Origin of the sequence: Kribbella sp. CA-247076, from assembly GCF_050942445.1 — a bacterium.
Classification (GTDB): domain Bacteria; phylum Actinomycetota; class Actinomycetes; order Propionibacteriales; family Kribbellaceae; genus Kribbella.
Map to the genome: position 1 here is coordinate 7,294,992 of NZ_CP192051.1, position 20,042 is coordinate 7,315,033.

Annotated in this window: 18 protein-coding genes; 6 read left to right on the top strand and 12 right to left on the bottom strand. The window is 70.2% G+C overall.

Translation table 11 applies throughout. The annotated features are described in order from the left end of the window. Nucleotides 1-11: 11 nt before the first annotated feature. The 4 genes from ACQPYZ_RS34840 to paaN all read right to left on the bottom strand — a co-directional run bounded on the left by ACQPYZ_RS34840 (nucleotide 12) and on the right by paaN (nucleotide 5,079). Nucleotides 12-1,292, bottom strand: a complete 1,281-nt coding sequence (locus ACQPYZ_RS34840) for an ABC transporter substrate-binding protein (RefSeq protein WP_433163524.1) — start codon at nucleotides 1,290-1,292, stop codon at nucleotides 12-14. A 208-nt stretch (nucleotides 1,293-1,500) separates the two neighbouring features. Next, nucleotides 1,501-2,019 carry a flavin reductase family protein gene (locus tag ACQPYZ_RS34845; protein ID WP_433163526.1) on the bottom strand — a complete coding sequence of 173 codons (519 nt, stop codon included), beginning with the start codon at nucleotides 2,017-2,019 and terminating at the stop codon, nucleotides 1,501-1,503. A gap of 14 nt (nucleotides 2,020-2,033) precedes the next feature. Further along, nucleotides 2,034-3,419 carry a serine hydrolase gene (locus ACQPYZ_RS34850; RefSeq protein WP_433163528.1) on the bottom strand — a complete coding sequence of 462 codons (1,386 nt, stop codon included), beginning with the start codon at nucleotides 3,417-3,419 and terminating at the stop codon, nucleotides 2,034-2,036. Then, nucleotides 3,412-5,079, bottom strand: a complete 1,668-nt coding sequence (gene paaN, locus ACQPYZ_RS34855) for a phenylacetic acid degradation protein PaaN (protein ID WP_433163530.1) — start codon at nucleotides 5,077-5,079, stop codon at nucleotides 3,412-3,414. Before paaN ends, ACQPYZ_RS34850 begins: the two co-directional genes overlap by 8 nt. A gap of 97 nt (nucleotides 5,080-5,176) precedes the next feature. Here paaN and paaI point away from each other — a divergent pair, with 97 nt between their 5' ends. From paaI to paaK, 3 genes are read left to right on the top strand one after another with little or no spacing between them, the layout of a single operon-like run. Beyond that, nucleotides 5,177-5,614, top strand: coding sequence for a hydroxyphenylacetyl-CoA thioesterase PaaI (gene paaI / locus ACQPYZ_RS34860; protein WP_433163531.1), 438 nt, complete (start codon nucleotides 5,177-5,179; stop codon nucleotides 5,612-5,614). Further along, on the top strand, nucleotides 5,611-6,816 hold the full coding sequence (pcaF, locus tag ACQPYZ_RS34865; RefSeq protein ID WP_433163533.1) for a 3-oxoadipyl-CoA thiolase: 1,206 nt from the start codon (nucleotides 5,611-5,613) through the stop codon (nucleotides 6,814-6,816). Before paaI ends, pcaF begins: the two co-directional genes overlap by 4 nt. A 15-nt stretch (nucleotides 6,817-6,831) precedes the next feature. Further along, the gene (gene paaK / locus ACQPYZ_RS34870) at nucleotides 6,832-8,133 is read left to right on the top strand and encodes a phenylacetate--CoA ligase PaaK (protein ID WP_433163534.1); all 1,302 of its coding nucleotides are present in this window, start codon (nucleotides 6,832-6,834) and stop codon (nucleotides 8,131-8,133) included. Between the two features lie 13 nt (nucleotides 8,134-8,146). Here the strand turns inward: paaK and ACQPYZ_RS34875 are convergent, their stop codons facing one another. After that, nucleotides 8,147-8,836, bottom strand: a complete 690-nt coding sequence (locus ACQPYZ_RS34875; RefSeq protein ID WP_433163536.1) for a hypothetical protein — start codon at nucleotides 8,834-8,836, stop codon at nucleotides 8,147-8,149. 227 nt (nucleotides 8,837-9,063) lie between these two features. Here ACQPYZ_RS34875 and ACQPYZ_RS34880 point away from each other — a divergent pair, with 227 nt between their 5' ends. Then, a complete protein-coding gene (locus tag ACQPYZ_RS34880) occupies nucleotides 9,064-9,597 on the top strand; it encodes a DinB family protein (RefSeq protein WP_433163538.1) in 534 nt (177 codons plus the stop codon). A 100-nt stretch (nucleotides 9,598-9,697) separates the two neighbouring features. After that, nucleotides 9,698-10,324 (top strand): TetR/AcrR family transcriptional regulator, encoded by a 627-nt coding sequence (locus ACQPYZ_RS34885; RefSeq protein WP_433163540.1) that lies wholly within the window; start codon nucleotides 9,698-9,700, stop codon nucleotides 10,322-10,324. Here the strand turns inward: ACQPYZ_RS34885 and ACQPYZ_RS34890 are convergent. Further along, nucleotides 10,311-13,562 (bottom strand): BTAD domain-containing putative transcriptional regulator, encoded by a 3,252-nt coding sequence (locus ACQPYZ_RS34890; RefSeq protein ID WP_433163542.1) that lies wholly within the window; start codon nucleotides 13,560-13,562, stop codon nucleotides 10,311-10,313. The two genes, ACQPYZ_RS34885 and ACQPYZ_RS34890, sit on opposite strands and share 14 nt — an antisense overlap. 73 nt (nucleotides 13,563-13,635) lie before the next feature. On the opposite strand from ACQPYZ_RS34890, the gene ACQPYZ_RS34895 reads away from it, so the two are divergent. Continuing rightward, entirely contained in the window at nucleotides 13,636-14,985 is a 1,350-nt protein-coding gene (locus ACQPYZ_RS34895) for a serine hydrolase domain-containing protein (protein WP_433163544.1), read from the top strand. Between the two features lie 4 nt (nucleotides 14,986-14,989). Here the strand turns inward: ACQPYZ_RS34895 and ACQPYZ_RS34900 are convergent, their stop codons facing one another. The 6 genes from ACQPYZ_RS34900 to ACQPYZ_RS34925 all read right to left on the bottom strand — a co-directional run bounded on the left by ACQPYZ_RS34900 (nucleotide 14,990) and on the right by ACQPYZ_RS34925 (nucleotide 20,001). Continuing rightward, nucleotides 14,990-15,412 carry a PPOX class F420-dependent oxidoreductase gene (locus ACQPYZ_RS34900; protein WP_433163546.1) on the bottom strand — a complete coding sequence of 141 codons (423 nt, stop codon included), beginning with the start codon at nucleotides 15,410-15,412 and terminating at the stop codon, nucleotides 14,990-14,992. Then, nucleotides 15,400-15,924 carry a pyridoxamine 5'-phosphate oxidase family protein gene (locus ACQPYZ_RS34905; protein ID WP_433163547.1) on the bottom strand — a complete coding sequence of 175 codons (525 nt, stop codon included), beginning with the start codon at nucleotides 15,922-15,924 and terminating at the stop codon, nucleotides 15,400-15,402. The genes ACQPYZ_RS34900 and ACQPYZ_RS34905 overlap by 13 nt, the downstream gene beginning before the upstream one ends. A gap of 118 nt (nucleotides 15,925-16,042) precedes the next feature. Then, a complete protein-coding gene (locus tag ACQPYZ_RS34910; RefSeq protein WP_433163549.1) occupies nucleotides 16,043-16,858 on the bottom strand; it encodes an ABC transporter permease in 816 nt (271 codons plus the stop codon). Continuing rightward, nucleotides 16,855-17,844 carry an ATP-binding cassette domain-containing protein gene (locus tag ACQPYZ_RS34915; protein WP_433163551.1) on the bottom strand — a complete coding sequence of 330 codons (990 nt, stop codon included), beginning with the start codon at nucleotides 17,842-17,844 and terminating at the stop codon, nucleotides 16,855-16,857. The genes ACQPYZ_RS34910 and ACQPYZ_RS34915 overlap by 4 nt, the downstream gene beginning before the upstream one ends. Before the next feature lie 88 nt (nucleotides 17,845-17,932). Continuing rightward, nucleotides 17,933-19,249 carry an MFS transporter gene (locus tag ACQPYZ_RS34920; RefSeq protein ID WP_433163553.1) on the bottom strand — a complete coding sequence of 439 codons (1,317 nt, stop codon included), beginning with the start codon at nucleotides 19,247-19,249 and terminating at the stop codon, nucleotides 17,933-17,935. After that, the gene (locus ACQPYZ_RS34925; protein ID WP_433163554.1) at nucleotides 19,246-20,001 is read right to left on the bottom strand and encodes a GntR family transcriptional regulator; all 756 of its coding nucleotides are present in this window, start codon (nucleotides 19,999-20,001) and stop codon (nucleotides 19,246-19,248) included. The genes ACQPYZ_RS34920 and ACQPYZ_RS34925 overlap by 4 nt, the downstream gene beginning before the upstream one ends. Nucleotides 20,002-20,042: the final 41 nt, after the last annotated feature.

The following is a 20,042-nucleotide window of genomic DNA, read 5'->3' on the forward strand; positions in this document are numbered from 1 at the left end:
CCCGACCGGCATCAGCTCTTCTTCATCGCGGTGCCGAGGGCCTGCTGCAGCTTGGCGACGTCCGGGCTGCCGCTGAACTGGCTGATCGCGGACAGGATGTCGTTGTTCTGGCCGAGCGTGCAGGCGGCGCCGTGCGCGCAGGACGGAACGATCTTGTCCTTCTTCCAGTCCGCCATCGCGGCCTGCTGGTACTTCGGGTAGTCGCCCGGCTGGGCGTCGGAACGGGCCGGGATCGAGCCCTTCTTGGTGTTGAACGCCTTCTGGCCCTCGGCCGAGCCGGTGACCTTCAGCCAGCACTTCGCACCGTCGGGGTTCTGCCCGTTGGTCGGCAGCGTGAAGGAGTCCGACAGGTACTGGAAGTTGCCCGCCGTGCCGGGGGAGGGCCAGTAGGTGTACGCCGTGTCCGGCACCTTGTCGGCCAGCTGCTGGGCGGCGACCCAGTCACCCATCACGAAGTAGCCCGCCTGGCCCTTGTTCAGGTACTGCAGCGCGTCCGGCCAGTCGATCGCCTCGCGGTCGGCGTTCGTGTAGGTCAGCAGCTTCTTGTACTTCTCCAGGGCCGCGGTCACGTCCGCGCCCTCCCAGCCCTCGCCCTTCCACAGGCTGCCGAACTTGTCCGGCCCGAGCTCGGCCAGCAGCACGACCTCGACCAGCATCTCCTGGGCGAAGCCCTTGGAGATGGCCAGCGGCGCCTTCACGCCGGCGGCCTTCAGCTTGTCCATGTCGGCCATCCAGGCGTCCACCGACGCCGGCGCCGTGGCCGCGTCCAGGCCCGCCTTCTTCAGCACGGCCGGGTTCGTCCAGGTCACGTTCGCGCGGTGCACGTTGGCTGGGATCGAGTAGATCTTGCCGTCGATCGTCAGGTTGTCGATCAGGCTCTGCGGGAAGGCCTTGTCCAGGCCGAACTCCTGGTAGAGGTTGCTGACGTCGTCGACCTGGCCGGCGTTGATGTAGTCGCTCAGCTCGGCACCGGCGTGCGCCTGGAACGTGGACGGCGGCTTGCCGGCCTGCAGGTCGTTGGCCAGCACCTGCTTCGCGTTCGAGCCGGCGCCACCCGCGACCGCGGAGTTGACGAAGTTGAAGTCGCCGCACTCGGTCTTGAACACCGAGACCATGCCGTCCAGACCGGCCTTCTCACCACCGTCGGCCCACCAGGTGAAGACGGTGACGTCCTTGGTCGCCGCCGCGTCCCCTCCGCCGCCACCGCCGTCGTCGCTGTTCCCGCAGGCGCTGACCGCGAGAAGACCCGCCGCACCCAGCACCGCGACGGTCCTGCTCAGACCACCACGCATGTTTTCACTCTCCGATCAGCTCATGGAAGCCGCCTGTGACAACGATGCCCCCTTGACGGCCCAACTCTGGGCACGCCGCGCGCTGGGTGTCAACGTTCCGCGCATCCGCGTTGCGCAGACGTGACCCCCGCTGCGACCGGGGTGTGAGAGCGCGCACATCCTACGCCCAGCAAGCACCTTGAGCACCGAGCTTGCGCGATTGTGACTGCTAGAGCGTGAAATACCGGCCGCGACGGTGGATCAGCGGTGGGAGCTCGTCTGGGGCGAGCTCGACGTGGGCGATGTCGAGCTGGACCTGCAGGGCCCAGCCGACCTCCGGTGGTTCGGTGGAGGCGAGGGTGCAGCCGGCCCACGTGCTGACGCCGACGGGCGCCGGGCCCCAGTCGGTGTCCGTCCAGTCGATCAGCTTGAACGGGCCACCGGGAGCCGGGGCCACGTAGCCGAACGCGTCGGCGAGTTGGCGATGCGGTTCGCCGAGCAGCGCGACCACCGCGGTCCTTGCCTGGCGCAACGTCTCCCAGAGGTCCGAGTCCGGGTCGACCAGCCCGATCACCGATCCCGGCTCGCCGTCGGCCACGAGCATCGACGACACCGTGAGCCCGGCGCGCTTGCCGTCGTACTGCGTGGTCCACAGCCCGACCGGGGACGGCAGCCGCCCGCGCAACCGCCGTACCGGGCTCCGCTCGGACTCGGGCGGCAGGAACGGATGATCGCCATGGATGGTCATACCCGGCACGGTACTTACTGCACGGTGAGCCGGGGCGGCAGGGTGAAGCGGTCGATGGGGTGGGAGAGCAGGCCGCTCGAGCCGCGGAGGGTCTCGACCCGGTCGTCGGCGTCGAAGGTGAAGCGGTAGAACTCGCCGTACGCGCCGTAGCCCGAGCCACCGGTGACCCGCAACGTGTCGCCCTCGACCTCGAGCGACTGCGGCTCGGCGCCGGGGTCCGGGGACGCCGGGTCGATCGCGTACAGGCGGCCGCCGAGCTCGACGATGTCGTTGACACCCCAGAGGTTCGCGTACCGGCCGGTGAACCGGCTCAGTCCGGCCGGGTCCCCGGGACGATCCTTGGACTCGGCCAGGTCGAGCAGCTTGAAGAACCCCTCGGTCAGTTGCTGCGCGGGCCCGTCGATCGCGTTCGTCAGCACGCTGACGACGAGCTTGGCCGACCCGTCGACCATCGACTTGGTGATGTGCCCCGGATAGCCGCCGGCGTGCCCGAACAGGTGCCGCTCGCCGATCTTCGCGACCTGCACCCCCAACCCGTACCGCGGCCAGTCGTCGGTCGCGGTCTGCCACAGCGGGTGCTGCATCTCGCGCTTCGAGGCGTCCGTCAGCAGCCGGTCGTCGCCGGGCAGGTGGGCGGAGAAGTAGGTGACCAGGTCGCGGGCGTTCCCGAAGAACCCGGTCGCGGACGCGAGCGCACGGGTGTCGACGTGGTCGATCGGGATCCGCGTGTCGGCGTACGCCAGCGCGCTGTAGCCGGCGGCGTACTCGTGGCCGCGGGCCGGGTCCAGCTCCGGGCCGAGTCCGGACAACCCGAGCTTGTCCACGATCGCGCTCTGCACGTAGGAGTTGTACGGCGTCCCGGCCGCGGCCTCGACCACGAGACCGAGCAGGCCGTAACCGATGTTCGAGTACTTGAAGCGCTCGTTCTCGGGCAGCACGGCGGACGACTCGACCCGCAGGACCTCGAGCAGCTCGTCACGGTCCGGGAACTTGCCGGCCAGCTGCCACCAGTCGGCCTGCAGGCTGTCCCGGGTGATCCCGCCGGCGTGGGCCAGCAGGTCGCGGACGGTCCGCTCGCCCAGCGGCGTACCGACGAGCTCGGTGACGTGCTGCCCGGCCTTGTCGTCCAGTCGCAGCCGGCCCTGCTCGACCAGCTGGAACACGGCCGTCGCGGTGAACGTCTTCGAGTGCGACGCGATCCTGAACAGGTGCTGCTCGTTCAGCGGTACGCCGTTCTCGACGTCCGCCAGCCCGTACGCCGCCGAGAAGGCGATCCCGTCGCCGGCGTACACCGCGGCCTGGACGCCGGGCACCCGCTGGTACCGCTGGTTGAACGCCAGCCAGCTGTCGTAGTAGGAGAGAACGTCGCGCAGGGTGTCAGGGTCCGGGGCGTCAGACATGTCGCCTAGACTGAATGACGCGGAAGCGACTCGCAACGTAAGAGCCGTCGGTGTATGTCGCGTTGGCGGCCGGATTCGCTCCGGTCCCGTGGAAATCGCTGAACGCGGCCGACTGGTTCACGAAGACCTGGCCGGTCAGGTTCTCCGACAACGCGACGCCGGCGTCCAGCGCGGTGTCGCGGGCCGCCTCCAGGGTCGGGGCGTCGGTCGAGTAGATCCCGGCCGTCATCGCCCCGCCGTCGACGACGGTCTTGCGGAACACGTCGATCGACTCCGCCGTGTCCGCGGTCCGGACCAGGAAGGACACCGGGCCGAAGCACTCCCGCCCGTACACCTCCTCGTCCTTGGCGTCGATCGCGACCAGCAGCGGCGTCCGGACGACCGCGTCCGGGAACGCCGGGTGCTGGATCGCCCGCGACTCCAGTACGACGTCGCCGTACTCCGGGGCGAGCTCGAGCCGGCTGACCACGGCCTGGTTGACGATCCCGCCGAGGATCTCGACCGCGCGGGCGTCGTCACCGAGCAGCTTGCTCATCGCGCCGGCGATCCCTGCGCCGACCTCGTCGAAGGACTTGTGGCCCTCGTCGGTCTCGATCCCGCCGGCCGGGACGAAGATGTTCTGGGTGGTCGTGCACATCTGGCCCGAGTACAGCGACAGCGTGAAGGCGAGGTTGCCGGTCATCGCCTTGAACGAGTCGGTGGAGTCGATCACGACCGCGTTCACGCCGGCCTTCTCGGTGAAGACGGTCGCCTGGGTCGCGTTCTGCTCGAGCCACTCGCCGAACTCGCTGCCACCGGTGAAGTCGATCAGCTTCACCTCGGGCCGGGTCGCCAGCGGCTTGGCCAGGCCGTCGCCGGCCCGCTCGGCCGCGAGCGTGACCAGGTTCGGGTCGAGGCCGGCCTCGGCGAGGACCTCGCGGCACACCTCGACGGTGATCGCCAGCGGCAGCACGGCCAGCGGGTGCGGCTTCACCACGACGGCGTTGCCGGTGACCAGCGACGCGAACAGGCCGGGCCAGGAGTTCCAGGTCGGGAACGTGTTGCAGCCGATCACCAGCGCGACCCCGCGGCCGGTGACGGTGAACGTCTTCTCCATCCGGATCGGGTCGCCCTTGGCCGGCTTCTCCCAGGTCGCCTCGGCCGGGTAGCGGTTCATCTCCTCGTACGCGTACGCGACCGCCTCGAGTGCCCGGTCCAGCGCGTGCGCGCCACCGGCCTGGAACGCCATCACGAACGCCTGGCCGCTGGTGTGCTGGACCGCGTTCGCCAGCTCGAAGACGCGCTTGTGCAGCCGGTCGAGGATCTCCAGGGTGACCCCGGTCCGGCCGTCGATCCCGGCGTTGCGCCAGTCCTTGAGCCCGGCCTGCGCGGCCGCGAGCAGCTCGTCGAGACCGTCCTCGACCATCCGCGGGTAGGCGATGTCCATGGCGATCCCGTACGGCGAGTGCTCGGTGACGACCTCGCCCCGCGACCCCGGGATCTCCAGCGGGAACGTCGTACCGAAGTAGCGCTCGAAGGCCGCCTTGCCGTCGGCGGCCGCGGTCTCGCCGTACACCCGCGGGCTGGGCGACTCCGGGAAGGCGGAGTGGTAGCCGCGGCCGTGGATCGCCGTCAGCGCGTCGTGAAGGCGCTCGCGGTGGGTCGCCAGCCAGTCGGTCATGGATCCTCCAAGCTCGGGGTCTGCGTCTGTGATGTTACAGTCGTTGGCGCGACCGGGGATAGAGTGTCACAACCCTTCGTCTCGAGAGGGCGTGCGGATGGCTGACGACCTGGCGGCCCGGGTGGCCGCGGCGATGTGGGCGGACGACACCGCCAGCGCCGGCCTCGGGATGCGACTGGTCGAGGTCGCCGACGGGTTCGCCCGGATCGAGATGCCAGTGCGCGAGGACATGGTCAACGGGCACGGTATCGCGCATGGTGGATTCGTGTTCTGTCTGGCCGACTCCGCGTTCGCGTTCGCGTGCAACTCGCGCAACCAGGTCACGGTCGCGCAGACCTGCGACATCGTCTTCGTCGCCCCGGCCAAGCGTGGTGACCTGCTGGTCGCCGAGGCTCGGGAGCGGACCGCCTTCGGCCGGAACGCGATCTACGACGTGACCGTGCGCCGCGGCGACGAGGTGATCGCCGAGTTCCGCGGCCGCAGCCGGCAGCTGTCCGGCACGATCATTCCCTCATCGGATCCGGAGGAGTCATGACCCGAGCGGCGTACCTGGTGGACGGCGTCCGGACGCCGATCGGTCGGTACGGCGGTGCGCTCGCCGCGGTCCGCCCCGACGACCTGGCCGCCCACGCGGTCTCGTCTCTGCTGGCCCGGCACAGGGGGCTGGACGCCGAGCGGATCGACGACGTGATCCTGGGGTGCGCCAACCAGGCCGGCGAGGACAACCGGAACGTCGCCCGGATGGCCGTGCTGCTGGCCGGGCTGCCCGCGTCGGTGCCCGGGACGACGATCAACCGGCTGTGCGGATCGGGTCTGGACGCGGTCGCCTCCGCGGCCCGGTCGATCATCGCCGGGGATCACGACATCGTCGTCGCCGGCGGGGTGGAGTCGATGTCGCGGGCGCCGTTCGTCATGCCGAAGGCGACCACCGCGTTCTCCCGGCAGGCGGAGATCTTCGACACGACGATCGGCTGGCGGTTCGTGAATCCGGTGCTGCAGGAGCAGTACGGGATCGACTCGATGCCGGAGACGGCCGAGAACGTCGCCGAGGACTACGGGATCTCGCGCGCGGACCAGGACCTGTTCGCGTTGCGCAGTCAGCAGCGCGCGGCCAAGGCGCAGGCGAACGGGCGGCTGGCCGGGGAGATCGTCGCCGTCGAGGTCCCTGGCAAGCGGGGCGCGGTGACGGTGGTGGACACCGACGAGCATCCGCGAGAGACGTCGCTGGAGGCTCTCGCGGCGCTGAAGACGCCGTTCCGGTCACCGGGCACGGTCACGGCCGGCAACGCGTCGGGGGTCAACGACGGCGCGGCCGCGCTGCTGGTGATGAGCGATGCGGCGGTCGAGCGCCTGGGTGTCACGCCGCTCGCCCGGATCGTCGGTACGGCGGCGGCCGGCGTACCACCGCGGATCATGGGCATCGGGCCGGCGCCGGCCACCCGGAAGCTGCTCGACCGGTGTGGGGTCGGCCTGTCCGAGGTCGGCGTGATCGAGCTGAACGAGGCGTTCGCCTCGCAGTCGCTGGCGGTCCTGCGTGAGCTCGGGCTGCCGGACGACGCCGAGCACGTGAACCCGAACGGCGGCGCGATCGCCCTCGGCCACCCGCTCGGCATGTCGGGGGCGCGGTTGGCCTTGAGCGCAGCGCTGGAGTTGCGGCACCGGGACGCCGGGTACGCGCTGGCCACGATGTGCATCGGCGTCGGGCAGGGCATCGCGACCCTGCTGGCCCGGCCCTGATCGGGAGGTGTGGTGATGCTCGGCCCAGCGTGCCCGCAGGACCTTCGGGACGACGGTGAGCGGCTGTCCGTCGACGAGCTCCGGTCGCGGCAGTTGTCGTTGCTGCGGTCAACGATTGCGTCGGCGTACGAGCGGGTGCCGCACTACCGGGCTGCGTTGGACGGCGTGGGGTTCGTTCCCGGTGATCTTCGGGAGCTGTCCGATCTCAGTCGGCTGCCGTTCACCGGGAAGGCGGAGCTGCGGGACAACTATCCGTTCGGGATGTTCGCCGTACCGCGGTCCGAGGTGGTCCGGGTGCACGCGTCGTCGGGGACGACCGGGCGGCCGACGGTGGTCGGATACACGCGGACGGACCTGGACAACTGGGCGGACCTGATGGCGCGGTCGATCCGGGCCGCGGGCGGTCGGCCGGGCGACGTGTGTCATGTTGCCTACGGCTACGGGTTGTTCACCGGCGGGCTGGGGGCACACTACGGAGCCGAGCGGCTCGGGTGCACCGTCGTACCCGTGTCCGGCGGGATGACCGAGCGGCAGGTCGACCTGATCCGTGACTTCGGCGCCCGGATCATCATGGTCACGCCGTCGTACTTCCTCGCGATCGTCGACGAGATGGAGGCTCGCGGGCTCGACCCGCGCGACACCTCGCTGCAGATCGGGATCTTCGGCGCCGAGCCGTGGACCGAGCAGATGCGCGCCGAGGTTGAACAGCGCACCGGCATGCACGCGGTCGACATCTACGGGCTGTCCGAGGTGATGGGCCCGGGCGTCGCGCAGGAATGCGTCGAGACCAAGGACGGGCTGCACATCTGGGAGGACCACTTCTACCCGGAGATCATCGACCCGGTCACCGGCGAGGTCCTTCCCGACGGCTCGATCGGCGAACTCGTCTTCACGACATTGACCAAGGAAGCCTTCCCGGTACTGCGCTACCGCACCCGCGACCTGACCCGGCTGCTCCCCGGCACCGCCCGCCCCGGAATGCGCCGGATGGAGAAGATCACCGGCCGCACCGACGACATGATGATCGTCCGTGGCGTCAACGTGTTCCCCACCCAGATCGAGGAACAGATCCTCCTGGTCGAAGGCCTCACCCCGCACTACCTCTGCATCCTCACCCGCCCCGGCCGCCTCGACGAACTCACCGTCCAGGTCGAAGCCGCCCCCGACCTCCCCGACCACACCACCGCCGCCAAGCACCTGGCCCACCGCATCAAGGACCGGGTAGGCGTCACCGCCACCGTCGAAGTCCTCCCACCCCACACCCTCGAACGCTCCCTAGGCAAAGCCAAACGCATCAAAGACAACCGCGGCTTCTAGGCCCGGCGGACGGTCAGAGTAGGGGGTTTGGGGTTGGGGTGGGGTGGCGGGGGCGGCGGGGGGTGGGTGGGCGGATGTGGGGGCGGATGAGGGCTTCTATTTCGAAGTCTTCGAGGGAGTACTTGGTGGCGAGGTCCCGGTTCGGGGTGCCGGTGCGGGCTTGGTGGATGACGTCTTCGACGAGGATGTCGGTGTCGGCCACCAGGGGTTGGCCGGCGGCTCGGGTGGGGTCTACGAGGACGTCGATGTCGTGGTAGGTGACCAGGCGCAGCGTGGCGGCATACCCGTCGTCGGACCAGGTGATGGCGGCGGAGCCTCGGCGGAGTACGCCGGGGAGGCCGCCTTGGGCGTCGCGGATGCGTTCCCAGCCTTGGTCGCGGCCTTCGGCGGCGATCTCGACGAGGAGGTCGCGGCCGTCGTGGGCGAGACCGGACCAGGCCAGTGGGTAGCGGCGGCCGGCTCGGGACCTCAGGGCGACGGCGGCTTCCCCGATCGCCTGGAGGGAGAGGCCGGAGTGACGGAGATGGCGGAGCATGTGCGTCTCCACCAGTCCGGCGAAGGTGATGGTCGGCTCGCCCCGGCCGGCGGTGGTCGACTCCAGGGCGCCGGAGCGGAGCCAGTCGCCGAGGGTGGTGGCGGGCAGGCCCAGGTGGAGGGCGACGTCGGCGCGGGTGTACAGCGGCAGGTCGAACCGTGGGTCCACGTCTCACCTCTTCGCGCGGTGCGGGCGCTGTCGGCACAGCGCCGTACGGTGCGCAGCGCTGTCCCGGACAAGACTGCCAGAAACCCGGTTCCGGTCCGGCCGTCGCGCCGATAGGGTGCAGGCACCAGCGGAGAGGAGGTGAGCGCGATGTCGTCCGACCGTCGTGCCGCCCGTCCGCCGTACCCACGGTTGAGAACGGGTGGCTCCAGCAACAGGAGCTGAACAGAATGACCGAAGTGTCCCGTCCCCCGCTGACCGCCGACGAGCGCGCACAGCTGACCGGATGGCTCGACCTGCAACGTTCCTTCGTGCGGATGAAGTGCGAGGGACTGTCCGAAGAAGATGCCCACCGCAAGCTTCTGCCGACCTCGCCGCTGACCACGGTGGCGGGCCTGGTGGCGCACCTGCGCTGGGTGGAGTACTCGTGGTTCCACCTCGGTCTGCTCGGTGTTCCCGACACCGGCCAGACCCCGTGGACCGAGGACGGCCATCCCGACGCCGAGATGTTCGTCGACGACGTACCGCTCGGGCAACTCCTCGACGAGTACGACGCCGAGTGCGCGCGCTCGAACGCGGCCATCGCCGACCTGCCGCTCGACGCCGTGGAGAAGGGCCTGCCCGCGGAGAAGGCCGCGTCCCTGCGCTACATCCTGTGTCACATGATCGAGGAGACGGCCCGCCACGTCGGCCATCTCGACATCCTCCGGGAGCTCCTCGACGGCGCCACCGGGTACACCGCGATGACCGCGACCGAGGCCTGACCCCGGACTGTCGCCAGGTGCCCCCGCGCACCTGGCGACAGTGCGCTGAGGGGTGGATAGGATGTCCGGCATCTGGCACGGGGTAGCGACAAGAGGTGTGATGAGGGAACCCTCCGTACGCCGTTATTCCGGGCGGTCAGTCGAGGAGTGGAAGGCTGCGCGGCGCGAGCGGTTGCTGGCCGCCGCGCTGGAACTGTTCGGGACCGAGGGGTATCCGGCGACGTCCGTGGAACGCCTGTGTACACAGGCGAAAGTGTCCACCCGGCACTTCTACCACGAGTTCCAGAACAAGGAAGCCGTGCTGCTCGCGGTGCACGCGCAGGTGATCGAGCTCGCGGTCCGCAGCACCGGCGACGCGCTGCGCCGGACCGCCGGCCGGCCGGTGCGGGAGCGGATCGAGGAGGCCGTCGACAGCTACCTGCGCACGGTGATGGCGGACCTGCGCCGGGCCCGGATCTCGTACGTCGAAGTGGTCGGGACCAGTCCGGCGGTCGAGGAGCAGCGGATCGCGTTCCGCGAGTTGCTGATCAAAAGCGTGCAGGACCTCGGCGACACCGCGGTCGGCCGCGGTGAGATCAAGGACAAGGACTTCCGGTTCCTCGGGCTGTGCTTCTTCGGCGCGGTGAACACGGTCGTCTACGACTGGATGCTGGCCGATCCGCGGCCGCCGGAGCAGACGGTGCAGCAGGCCCTGCGCGAGCTGGCCGTGCAGCTCATGACGAGCTGAACCGCTTGCGCAACTCGGCGATGGCGTCGTCCCGGGCCAGCGCCGCGCCGGCGCCGTACGCCGCCTCGAACGCCTCCGCACCGAGTACGTCGGTCAGCCGGTCGAAGCCGGCCCGGACGTCGGCGTCCGCGATGCTGCGCATACCGCGCATGGCCGCCGCGAGCCCGAGGGTCCGGGCCGCCAGCTCGTGGTCGCCGGCCAGGATGTCGACGGCCGCGGCCCCTTCGGCGACAGCCGCCGCCACCGGCATGTCGCCGGTGCCGAGACCGAGCTCCATCGCCTGGCGGTTGTAGTCGACCGCCTGCTCGAGCTCACCGCGCGCGACACTCACCCGGCTCAGCTGCGCCAGCATCATCGCCTGGCCGTGCGGCGCCATCCGCTCGGCCTCGAGGTCGAGCATCGAGTACGCGCGTTCGGCCAGCTCCTGGGCCTCGTCCAGGCGACCGGCCCGCAGGGCGATCCGCGACATCCCGGCGTACGCCATCCCCTGGCCGCTGCGCGAACCGGTCTCCTCGGCGAGCTGCATGGCGCGCCGCAGGTCGTCGCGGGCGCCGTCGAGGTCGCCCAGCTCGATCCGGCTGACCGCGCTCTGCCCGAGGATCTGGGTCACGCCGTCGGTGGTGCCGAGCTCCTGCAGCAGGCTGAGCGCCTCCTCCAGCGACGCGACCGCGCCGGCGTGATCGCCCTTGTTGCCCTGGTAGCTGGACAGGCCGCGCAGGGCGAGCGAGATGCCGAACCGGTCGCCGAGCGACCGGAACCCGTCGAGCGCGAGGGTCAGGTCGGCGGCCATCTGGTCGACCTCGCCCTCGTTCTCGCGGAACATCGCGGTCATCATCACGCCCATGTTCCGGGTCCACGGATCGTTGTGCTCCCGGGCCTTCTCCAGCTCACGGAAGCAGCCGGCCTTGTCCCACCGGATCATCGCCCAGATCGCGTTGGCGAACAGGCCGATGCCGGACGCCGCGACGGCGGCGTGCCGCCGGCTCAGCAGGCGTACTTCGGCCAGCCCGCGCAGCGCGTGCGGGAACGCGCCCGCCGGGTCGTCGCTCCTGGAGATCGTGCCGAGCGAGTACAGCATCAGCGCCGCCGCCCGGTCGATCGGTGAGCTCGGACCGGGTACGTCGAGGGCCGCGCGCAACCACGTGACGCTCTCGGACGGCCGGCCGCACATGTTCCAGTACTCGCCGAGCACCGAGACGAGTTGGACCGCGGTCCGCGCCGATCCGGTGTCGATCGCGGCCCGCAGGGCATCCAGCAGGTTCTCGTTCTCGGCGGTCAGCCGGGCGATCCACTGGGTCTGCTCGGCGGTCCGCAGTTTCGGCCGGGCCTGCCGCAGCAGCCGGCTGAAGTACGACGTGTGCGCGTGCCGGAAGCGGCCGTACTCACCGGAGTCCTTCAGCTGCTCGGCGCCGTACGCCCGGACGGTCTCGAGCATGCGGTAGCGCACCGATCTGTCGTCGGCCGCGGCCTCGACGAGCGACTTGTCGACCAGCGAGGCCAGCACGCCGAGCACCGACTCGGACGGCAGCTCGTCGTCGCTGCACACCTGCTCGGCCGCCTCGAGGGTGGCGCCGCCGGAGAACAGCGACAGCCGCCGCGCGACCGCCTGCTCCTCCGGGTCCAGCAGCTCCCAGCTCCACTCCACGACGGCGCGCAGCGTCTGGTGCCGCGGCATCGCGGTCCGCGACCCGCTGGTCAGCAGGCGGAACCGGTCCGCCAGCCGGTCGACGATCTGCAGCGGCGTCAACGCCCGGAGCCGCGCGGCCGCGAGCTCGATCGCCAGCGGCATCCCGTCGAGCCGCCGGCAGATCTCCGCCACGGCGCCGCGGTTGGTGTCGGTGAGGACGAAGTCCGGCCGTACGGCGCGCGCCCGGTCGACGAACAGCTGCAGCGCCGGGTACTCGTCGGCGGCGGTGTCGTCCTCGGGCGGCAACCCCAGCGGCCCGACCGGATGCAGGTGTTCGCCCGGGATGCTCAACGGCTCGCGGCTGGTGGTGAGAACGCGGAGCCTCGGACAGGCCGCCAGCAAGGAGTCGACCAGGCCGGCGACCTCCTGGACCAGGTGCTCGCAGTTGTCGAGCACGAGCAGGATCCGGCGGTCGGCGATCACCTCGACCAGGCGCGCGGTCGCCGCCCGGCTGGTCGGGAACTGTTTGGGCGCGAGCGTCGTCCGCAGCTCGTCGACGTACTCGGTCGCGCCGAGCGCGGACAACACCGTCGGCGCGACGTCGGCCGCGTCGCCCAGGGGAGCGAGCTCGACGAACCAGATCCCGTCGCCGCTCTGCTCGACCAGCGTCCGTCCGGTCTCGGTCGCGAGCCGGGTCTTCCCCGCTCCGCCCGGGCCGACCATCGTCACCAACCGCGTGCCGTTGCTCAGCAGTCGCGCCAGCTCGGTCACGTCCTCGCGGCGCCCGACGAAGCTGGTCAGCGGCGCGCGCAGGTTGCTGCGGGGCGCGGGCTTGGCCGGCGCGGGTACGACGGTCGCGGTGGCGGGCGGGTCGATCGAGTCTCCTCGCAGTACGGCGACGTGCAGGTCACGCAGCCTGGAACCCGGGTCCGCACCGAGCTCGTCGGCGAGCGTCTCCCGGACCCGCTCGTACGCCGCCAGCGCCTCCGCCTGGCGGCCGTCGGCGTACAGGGCCCGGATCAGCAACTCGTGCAGGCGCTCGCGGAGTGGATGCGCGGTGGTCAGGCGCTCGAGCTCGGCGATCAACTCACGGGCATGACCGCAGCCGACGGCTGCCTCGGCGAGGTGCTCGGTCGCGGCCAGCCGCAGCTCGGCCAGCCGGTCGGCCTCGATCGCGGCGAACGGGAGGTCGCGGAGGTCGGCGAGCGCGTCACCACGCCACAGCTTGTCGGCCTGGGTCAGCAGGGTCCACGCCTTCTCCGGGTCCGAGGCGATCAGCGTGCGGCCCCGACGTACCAGCTCCTCGAACTGGAGTACGTCGACACAGTCCGGCGGGATGGTCAGCGTGTAGCCGGCCGGTCCGGACTGGACGGAGATGCTCGACTCGGTCGCGGGCAGTCCGGCGCGCAGACGGGAGACGAGGGACTGCAGCGCGTTCGCACTGGGCGCCTCGCTGCCCCACAGGCCGTCCACGAGCGTCTCGACGCTGACCGGCTTGCCCGCGCTCAGGGCGAGCCTGGCTAGCAGTCCGCGCAGCCGGACGCCGCGGACGTCGAGCGGAGTCCCGTCGGCCGCCCACATCGCGAGAGGCCCAAGCACCGCTATGCGCACGCGTCCAGCCTCGCACATCGGTCCGACCAAAACCCCTGCCTTTTGTCACAGGGTTCCCATAGGGTCGGCAGTCGTGACAGCTATCGCCGCGCCCACGCAGACCGCGCTCACCCGCCTCGTCGCCGACCGTCAGACCAAGGGCCGCGTCCCCGGAGTGGTGGGCGCCGTCGCCCGCGCCGGCGCGTTGGCCTGGTCGCACGGAGCCGGGTCGGCCGACCTGGACGCCCCGGGCACACCGCCGACCGCGGACTCGCAGTTCCTGATCGCGTCCCAGAGCAAGACGCTGACCGCGGTCGCGATCATGGCGCTGCGCGACGAGGGCAGGCTCAGCCTGGACGACACGGTCGAGAAGCTGATCCCGGAGAGCAAACACGAGGGCGTCACCGTCCGGCAGATGCTCAGCCACGCCAGCGGCATGCAGCGCGAGCCGGTCGGCGACGTCTGGGACCTGATGAGGTTCCCGGACCGCGCCGAGCTGGTCGCCGGCTGGAACGAGGCGGAGCGGGTCGGCAAGCCGCACCACCGGTTCCACTACTCGAACCTGGTGTACTCGATGCTCGGCGAGATCGTCGCCCGGCTCGACGGCCGGTCCTGGTACGACGCGATCAAGGCCCGGATCCTGGATCCGCTGGAGATGCGCCGGACGACCGTCGGCATGGACGGCGGACCGGCCGCGGTCGGGTACTACGTGCCGCCGTTCTCCGACGTACCGGTCAAGGAGCAGTTGCTCGACATCGGCTCGATGGACGCCTGCGGCGGCCTCGCGAGTACGGCGGAGGACCTGGCCAAGTGGGCCATGTTCATCGCGGACCCGGTCGACGAGGTGCTCGCGAAGGACACCCTGGACGAGATGTGCCAGGTGCAGATCATGGCCGACCTGGACCGTTGGCAGCTCGCCTTCGGCCTCGGCTTCATGCTGCTGCGCCGCGGCGACCGGGTCTTCGTCGGCCACGACGGCGGCATGCCCGGTCACATCACCTCGACGTTCGTCCACCGGCCTTCGGGAACGGCGGGGATCGCGCTGCAGAGCTCCACCTCCGCGCCGGCGCCGAGCGCCCTGGCCACGGACCTGATCATCAAGGTCCTCGAGGACGACCCGCTGCCGTCCGAGCCGTGGGTCCCCGGGACGACGATCCCCGACGACCTGGCCGGCGTCCTCGGGACCTGGTTCTCCGAGGGCACGCCGTACGTGTTCTCGGTCAAGAGTGGGCAGTTGCAGGCGAAGTCACCGGCCGCCGCCGAGCACCTCGCCCCGGCCGTCTTCGAGCGGATCGCCGACGATGTCTACCGGACCGTCTCCGGCCGCGAGACCGGCGAGCTCCTGCGCATCACCCGCGACGCCGGCGGCATCCCGGTCAAGTTGCACTGGGCAACGTACCTCTGCACCCGTGACCCCCTGGCCTTCGGCGAACACCTGCGCTGAGTCATCAGCCGAGGCCGGAGCGTGCGATGACATTGGTGACGGTGATGTGGACCGCGCTGAAGCCTTCGTGCAGGAAGGCTTCAGCGACCTCGGCGGCGGGCTGGTCGGGGTAGTAACGGCCGGCGATGCCGGCGCCGACGTGTCTGACCTGGCCCGGCTCCGCGGAGACCCGGGCGTCACCTTCGATGGTGACGAAACTGTAGGGCTGCTGGTCGTCGCTGATGCAGACGGCCACGCGCCGGTCACGCGCCAGGCTCTTGCCCTTCACGCTGCCAGGTGAGAGGACAAAGGCCAGTTCGTCGCCGTCGAGCACGAAGCAGACCGGAGTGACGTGCGGTCGCCCGTCGGCGCGGGTGAGAGCGATGTGCGCCAGTCTGGTGCCCGTCGTGACGAAGGACCGCCATTCGCTCGTGGTCATCGTCGGCATTCCGTCGATCCCCTTTCGTTCGAGAAGCGCCAGCGGGTGGCGCTGAACCCGTGCTCCTTGCCGAACGCGAACACCTGCGCCGGCAGCACCGCGTAGACATGCCGGGGCTCGTCATCGGCCGGATCGTAGAACTCGCCGTCCCTGACGATCGGATGCCACCACGGATACTTGGCCGGGAACAGGTCCGCCACACCCTGGAGCCGGGCTTCGTCCCGAACACGATCGGCGGTTCCTTCGATCACCAGGTCGACATCGCCACCGGGCACGGTGACCGCGCAGCCTTTGTTGCGCTCGAGGTTGCGGGTCTTGCGGGATCGCCGGAAGGTGACGAAGCAGACCGTTCCTTCGAGCGATACCGCCAGCACCGGCACGACGTGCGGCCGCCCGTCCGCGTCGGTAGTGGCGAGCAGGTAGTCGTCCGCCTGGGCTGTGCGCGTCTGCACGTCTGCCCAGTCGAGCGTTGTCAGCGGCGTACCGGGCGGGCTGGACACTTGCTCGGGCTTCGGCTCCATCTCCACGACAGTAGGTTCGACTCCCGTTGTGGAAAAGCGACGATCTGCGATCGACTTGATCGCTGGGCGCGATGTCGCCGCGCGAAGGGCCGGAGACAACTCTCCGGCCCTCTTCCGATCAGGTACGGCGGCGGTAGGCGCGGATCGCGAGTGGGGCGAAGACCGCGACCAGGCCGACCATCCAGGCGAGCGTGATCAGCAGCGGCTGCTGGATCTCGCCGCCGAGCATCATCCCGCGCATCGCGTCGACCAAGTACTTGACCGGGTTCACGTTCACGAACGCCTGCAGGAATCCCGGCAGGGTGTCGGTCTGGACGAACACGTTGCTGCCGAAGGTCAGCGGGAACATCACCAGGAACGCGATGCCCTGGACCCCTTGCGCGGTCTTGAGCTTCAGCCCGAGCCAGACCCAGATCCAGCACATCGACAGCGCGAACAGCAGCACGACCACGAGTGCGAGCAGGCCGTAGCCGACCCCGTTCTGGAACCGGAAGCCGAGGGCGAACCCGGTGCCCATCAGGATCACGATCGACAGCGTGTACCGGACCGCGTCGCCGAGGACGGCGCCGATCAGCGGCGCCACCCGGGCGATCGGCAGGCTGCGGAACCGGTCGAACACTCCCTTGGCGAAGTCGTCGTTCAGCCCGACCCCGGTGCCCATCGTCGAGAAGACCACGGTCTGCACGAGCAGGCCCGGCAGCAGGAACGGCAGGTAGTCCCGCCAGGTGCCGCCCTGGGCGATCGCGCCGCCGAAGACGAACAGGAACAGCACCAGGAAGATGATCGGCTGGAACGTCACGTCCGCCAGCGCCTCCGGGTTCTGCCGGATCCGGACGATGTTGCGCCAGGCAAGCGTCAGGCTCTGCTCGACCCAGGCGAACGGCCTGACCCGGCGGCCGGCATGTGCCGGGGCTTCGAGGGTTGCGGTGGTCATCGGCCCACTCCTTCCAGAACGACGTCCGACGTCTTCTCCTCGGCGGTGTGACCGGTCAGCGCGAGGAACACCTCGTCCAGGCTGGGCAGCCGCAGCGCCAGCTCGGTGACCGCGATGCCCTCCTCGTCGAGGCGGCGTACCACCACGGGCATCGGCGTACCGTCGCTGACCGGGGCGCTCACGAGCGCGTTCACCACGTCGACGCTCGGCCGGACGCCGACCGACTCGGCGACGATCGCGGCGACCCGCTCGAGGTGCGCGGGCTCGGCCGGACGGACGTCCAGGGACTGCTTGCCGGCCTGCGCCTTGAGCTCGGCCGGCCGCCCGGAGGCGACCACCCGGCCCTTGTCGAACACCATGATCGAGTCGGCCAGCGCGTCCGCCTCCTCCAGGTACTGCGTGGTGAGCAGCACCGTGGTCCCGTCGAGGACCAGGTTGCGGACCGTCTCCCAGACGCCGTTGCGGGCGTGCGGGTCGAGGCCGGTGGTGGGCTCGTCGAGGTAAAGGATGCTCGGGTCGCCGACCAGGCTGGCGGCCAGGTCGAGACGCCGGCGCATCCCGCCGGAGTACGTCTTGGCGATCCGGTCGCCGGCATCGGTGAGCTCGAACCGCTCGAGCAGCTGATCCGCCTTCGCCCGGGCCTGTGCCCGCGAGTGGCCGAGCAGTCGGCCGATCATGATCAGGTTCCGGCGGCCGGACATGTCCTCGTCGACCGAGGCGTACTGCCCGGTCAGGCCGATGATCTCGCGGACCCGGCCGGCGTCCCGGACGACGTCGTACCCGCCGACCGTGGCGTGCCCCCCGTCGGGCTGCAGCAGGGTCCCGAGGATGCGGACCGCGGTGGTCTTGCCGGCGCCGTTCGGGCCGAGGACGCCGAGCACCGTGCCGGTGGGCACGCTCAGGTCGACACCGGCCAGGGCGGTGGTGTTGCCATATCTCTTGACCAAGCCGACCGCCTCGATGGCGACCTGGTTCGTTGTGGTCATCGGGTCCTCCCAGTCTGCTCACTTGACTGGGACCACCGTGCCGGGGCGGCCTGGCACCGCCCTGGCACTCCGCTGTCAGGCCGCTGTCTCAGCCCTTGAGGGGCATGACCCGGTTGGCCAGCAGCGCCTGGTACGCCTCCGGGTTGTAGCGCGCGAGGTTGCCGCGCGCCTTGCGGCGGTACTTGATGATCTGCCGGGTGCCGATCGCCCACAGCACGTATTGGAACGCGAACGCCCACTTGAAGTCGTCGATCGTCTGCGGTGCACCGCCCGACGACACGTCCAGCAGGATGCCGACCATGCCGATGGTGATCAGCATGGCGATGAAGCCGCCGGTGTTGACCATCCCGTTGGCCGCACCGAACCGCGTCGCCGGGTTGAACGTCCGGGCGTAGTCCAGCCCGAGCATCGACCCCGGTCCGCCCGCGGCCTGGACGACGATCAGCATCAGGAGTACGGGCATCGGCGCGCGGCCGGGCCACAGCAGGACGACGGTCCACATCAGCACCGAGCCGCCGATGACGGCCAGCACGATCCAGGACCGGTAGAACGGGAACCGAGCGGCGTACCTGCCGACCAGAGGCCCGTAGAACAGGCTCGCCAGCACCGGAAGGATGAGCATCGCGGCAGCGGTGGTCGGAGCGACCCCTTGGCCCTGCACGAGGAACGGGTAGCCCCACAGCAGACCGAACGTGCCACCGGAGAAGCTGGTGGTGAAGTGCGTCCACAGGCCCAGGCGCGTGCCCGGCTCCTTCCACGCCCGGCGCAGGTTGCCCCGTACTTCGGTCAGCGACTGCTTGGCTCGACGCAGCGGCTCGTCGTACGGCGTGTCCTTGATCAGGAGCAGTACGCCGAGACCGGTCAGCAGACTGAGGACGCTGGCAGCCGCGAACGTGGTCGTCCAGCCGAAGGCGTAAAACGCGGTGGCCATCGGCACCGTCGACACGATCGCACCGACACCACCGAGCATCCCGGTGGCCTGCGACATCACCGGCTGGCGCAGCGCCGGGAACCACGACATCACCACGCGCAGCACGCTGATGAACACCAGTGCGTCGCCGACACCCAGTACGGCGCGGGCGGCGAGCGCGGCCGGGTAGGAGTCGACCAGGCTGAACGCGGACTGTGCCGCGAACAGCAGAACCGACGCGGTGATCAGCAGCCGCTTGGACCCGTACCGGTCCAGCAGGATGCCCACCGGCACCTGCATGGCGGCGTACACAGTGAGCTGTACGACGGTGAAGCTGGCCAGTGCGGACGCGGAGATGTCGAAGCGTTCGGCGGCCTGCAGGCCGGCGACGCTCATCGAGCCGCGGTGCAGCACGGTCACCAGGTAGGTGAGGACAGCAGTGGCCCACACCGCCCAGGCGCGACGTCCGCCCAGGGGGAAGAGTAGTTCGCTCAACGGGTGCTCCGCAGGTCGGTCGCGGCCTCGTTGATGTGCGTGACGACCAACTCTCGGAACCGCTCGACGCTGTTGCCGTCGAGCGCGGCGATCATCTCCTGGTGCGCGGTGATCGACTTGTCCATCCGGGCGGGCTGCATCTCGATTCCGGGCACGCCCATCCGGACCTGGCGGTCGCGCAGGCTGTTGTAGAGCTTGGCGAGGATCTCGTTGCCGGCGGCACCGACGATCGCCTCGTGGAACGCGCGGTCCCCCTCGAGGAAGCTCTTCGCGTCGCCGGCATGGCGATGCGTGCGCATCTCCTCGACGCGCTCGGACAGGGTCGCGATCAGCTCCCGGCGCCGCGGCCAGACCTTGGCGGCCGCGTGCGTCTCGATCAGCTCGCGAGCCTCGAGGACGTCGTCGATCTCCTTCGGCAGCACCGGCTGCACGAGCGCACCCTTCTTCGGGTACAGCTTCACCAGGCCGGACTCCTCCAGCCTGAGCAGCGCCTCCCGCACCGGGGTGCGGGACACCCCGACCGCGGTGGCCAGCTCACCCTCGGTGAGCAGCACTCCGCCCGGGTACGCCCGGTCGAGGATGGCGGCCTTCACGAACGCGTACACGCGCTCGGCCGCGGGGATCTTCTCCACCCCCGGCGCCTCTTCGACCACCACCCGCGCGATCTCCGCGGTCTCGTCCCCGAGATGTACGTCGGTCCCGGTCTGGACCCTTGCCAGCGCCGGCTCGTGCTCCGGCTCCCCGCCTACCACTGAACTCCTTCACCCATACGACTCGTATCTCTGTTGTATCT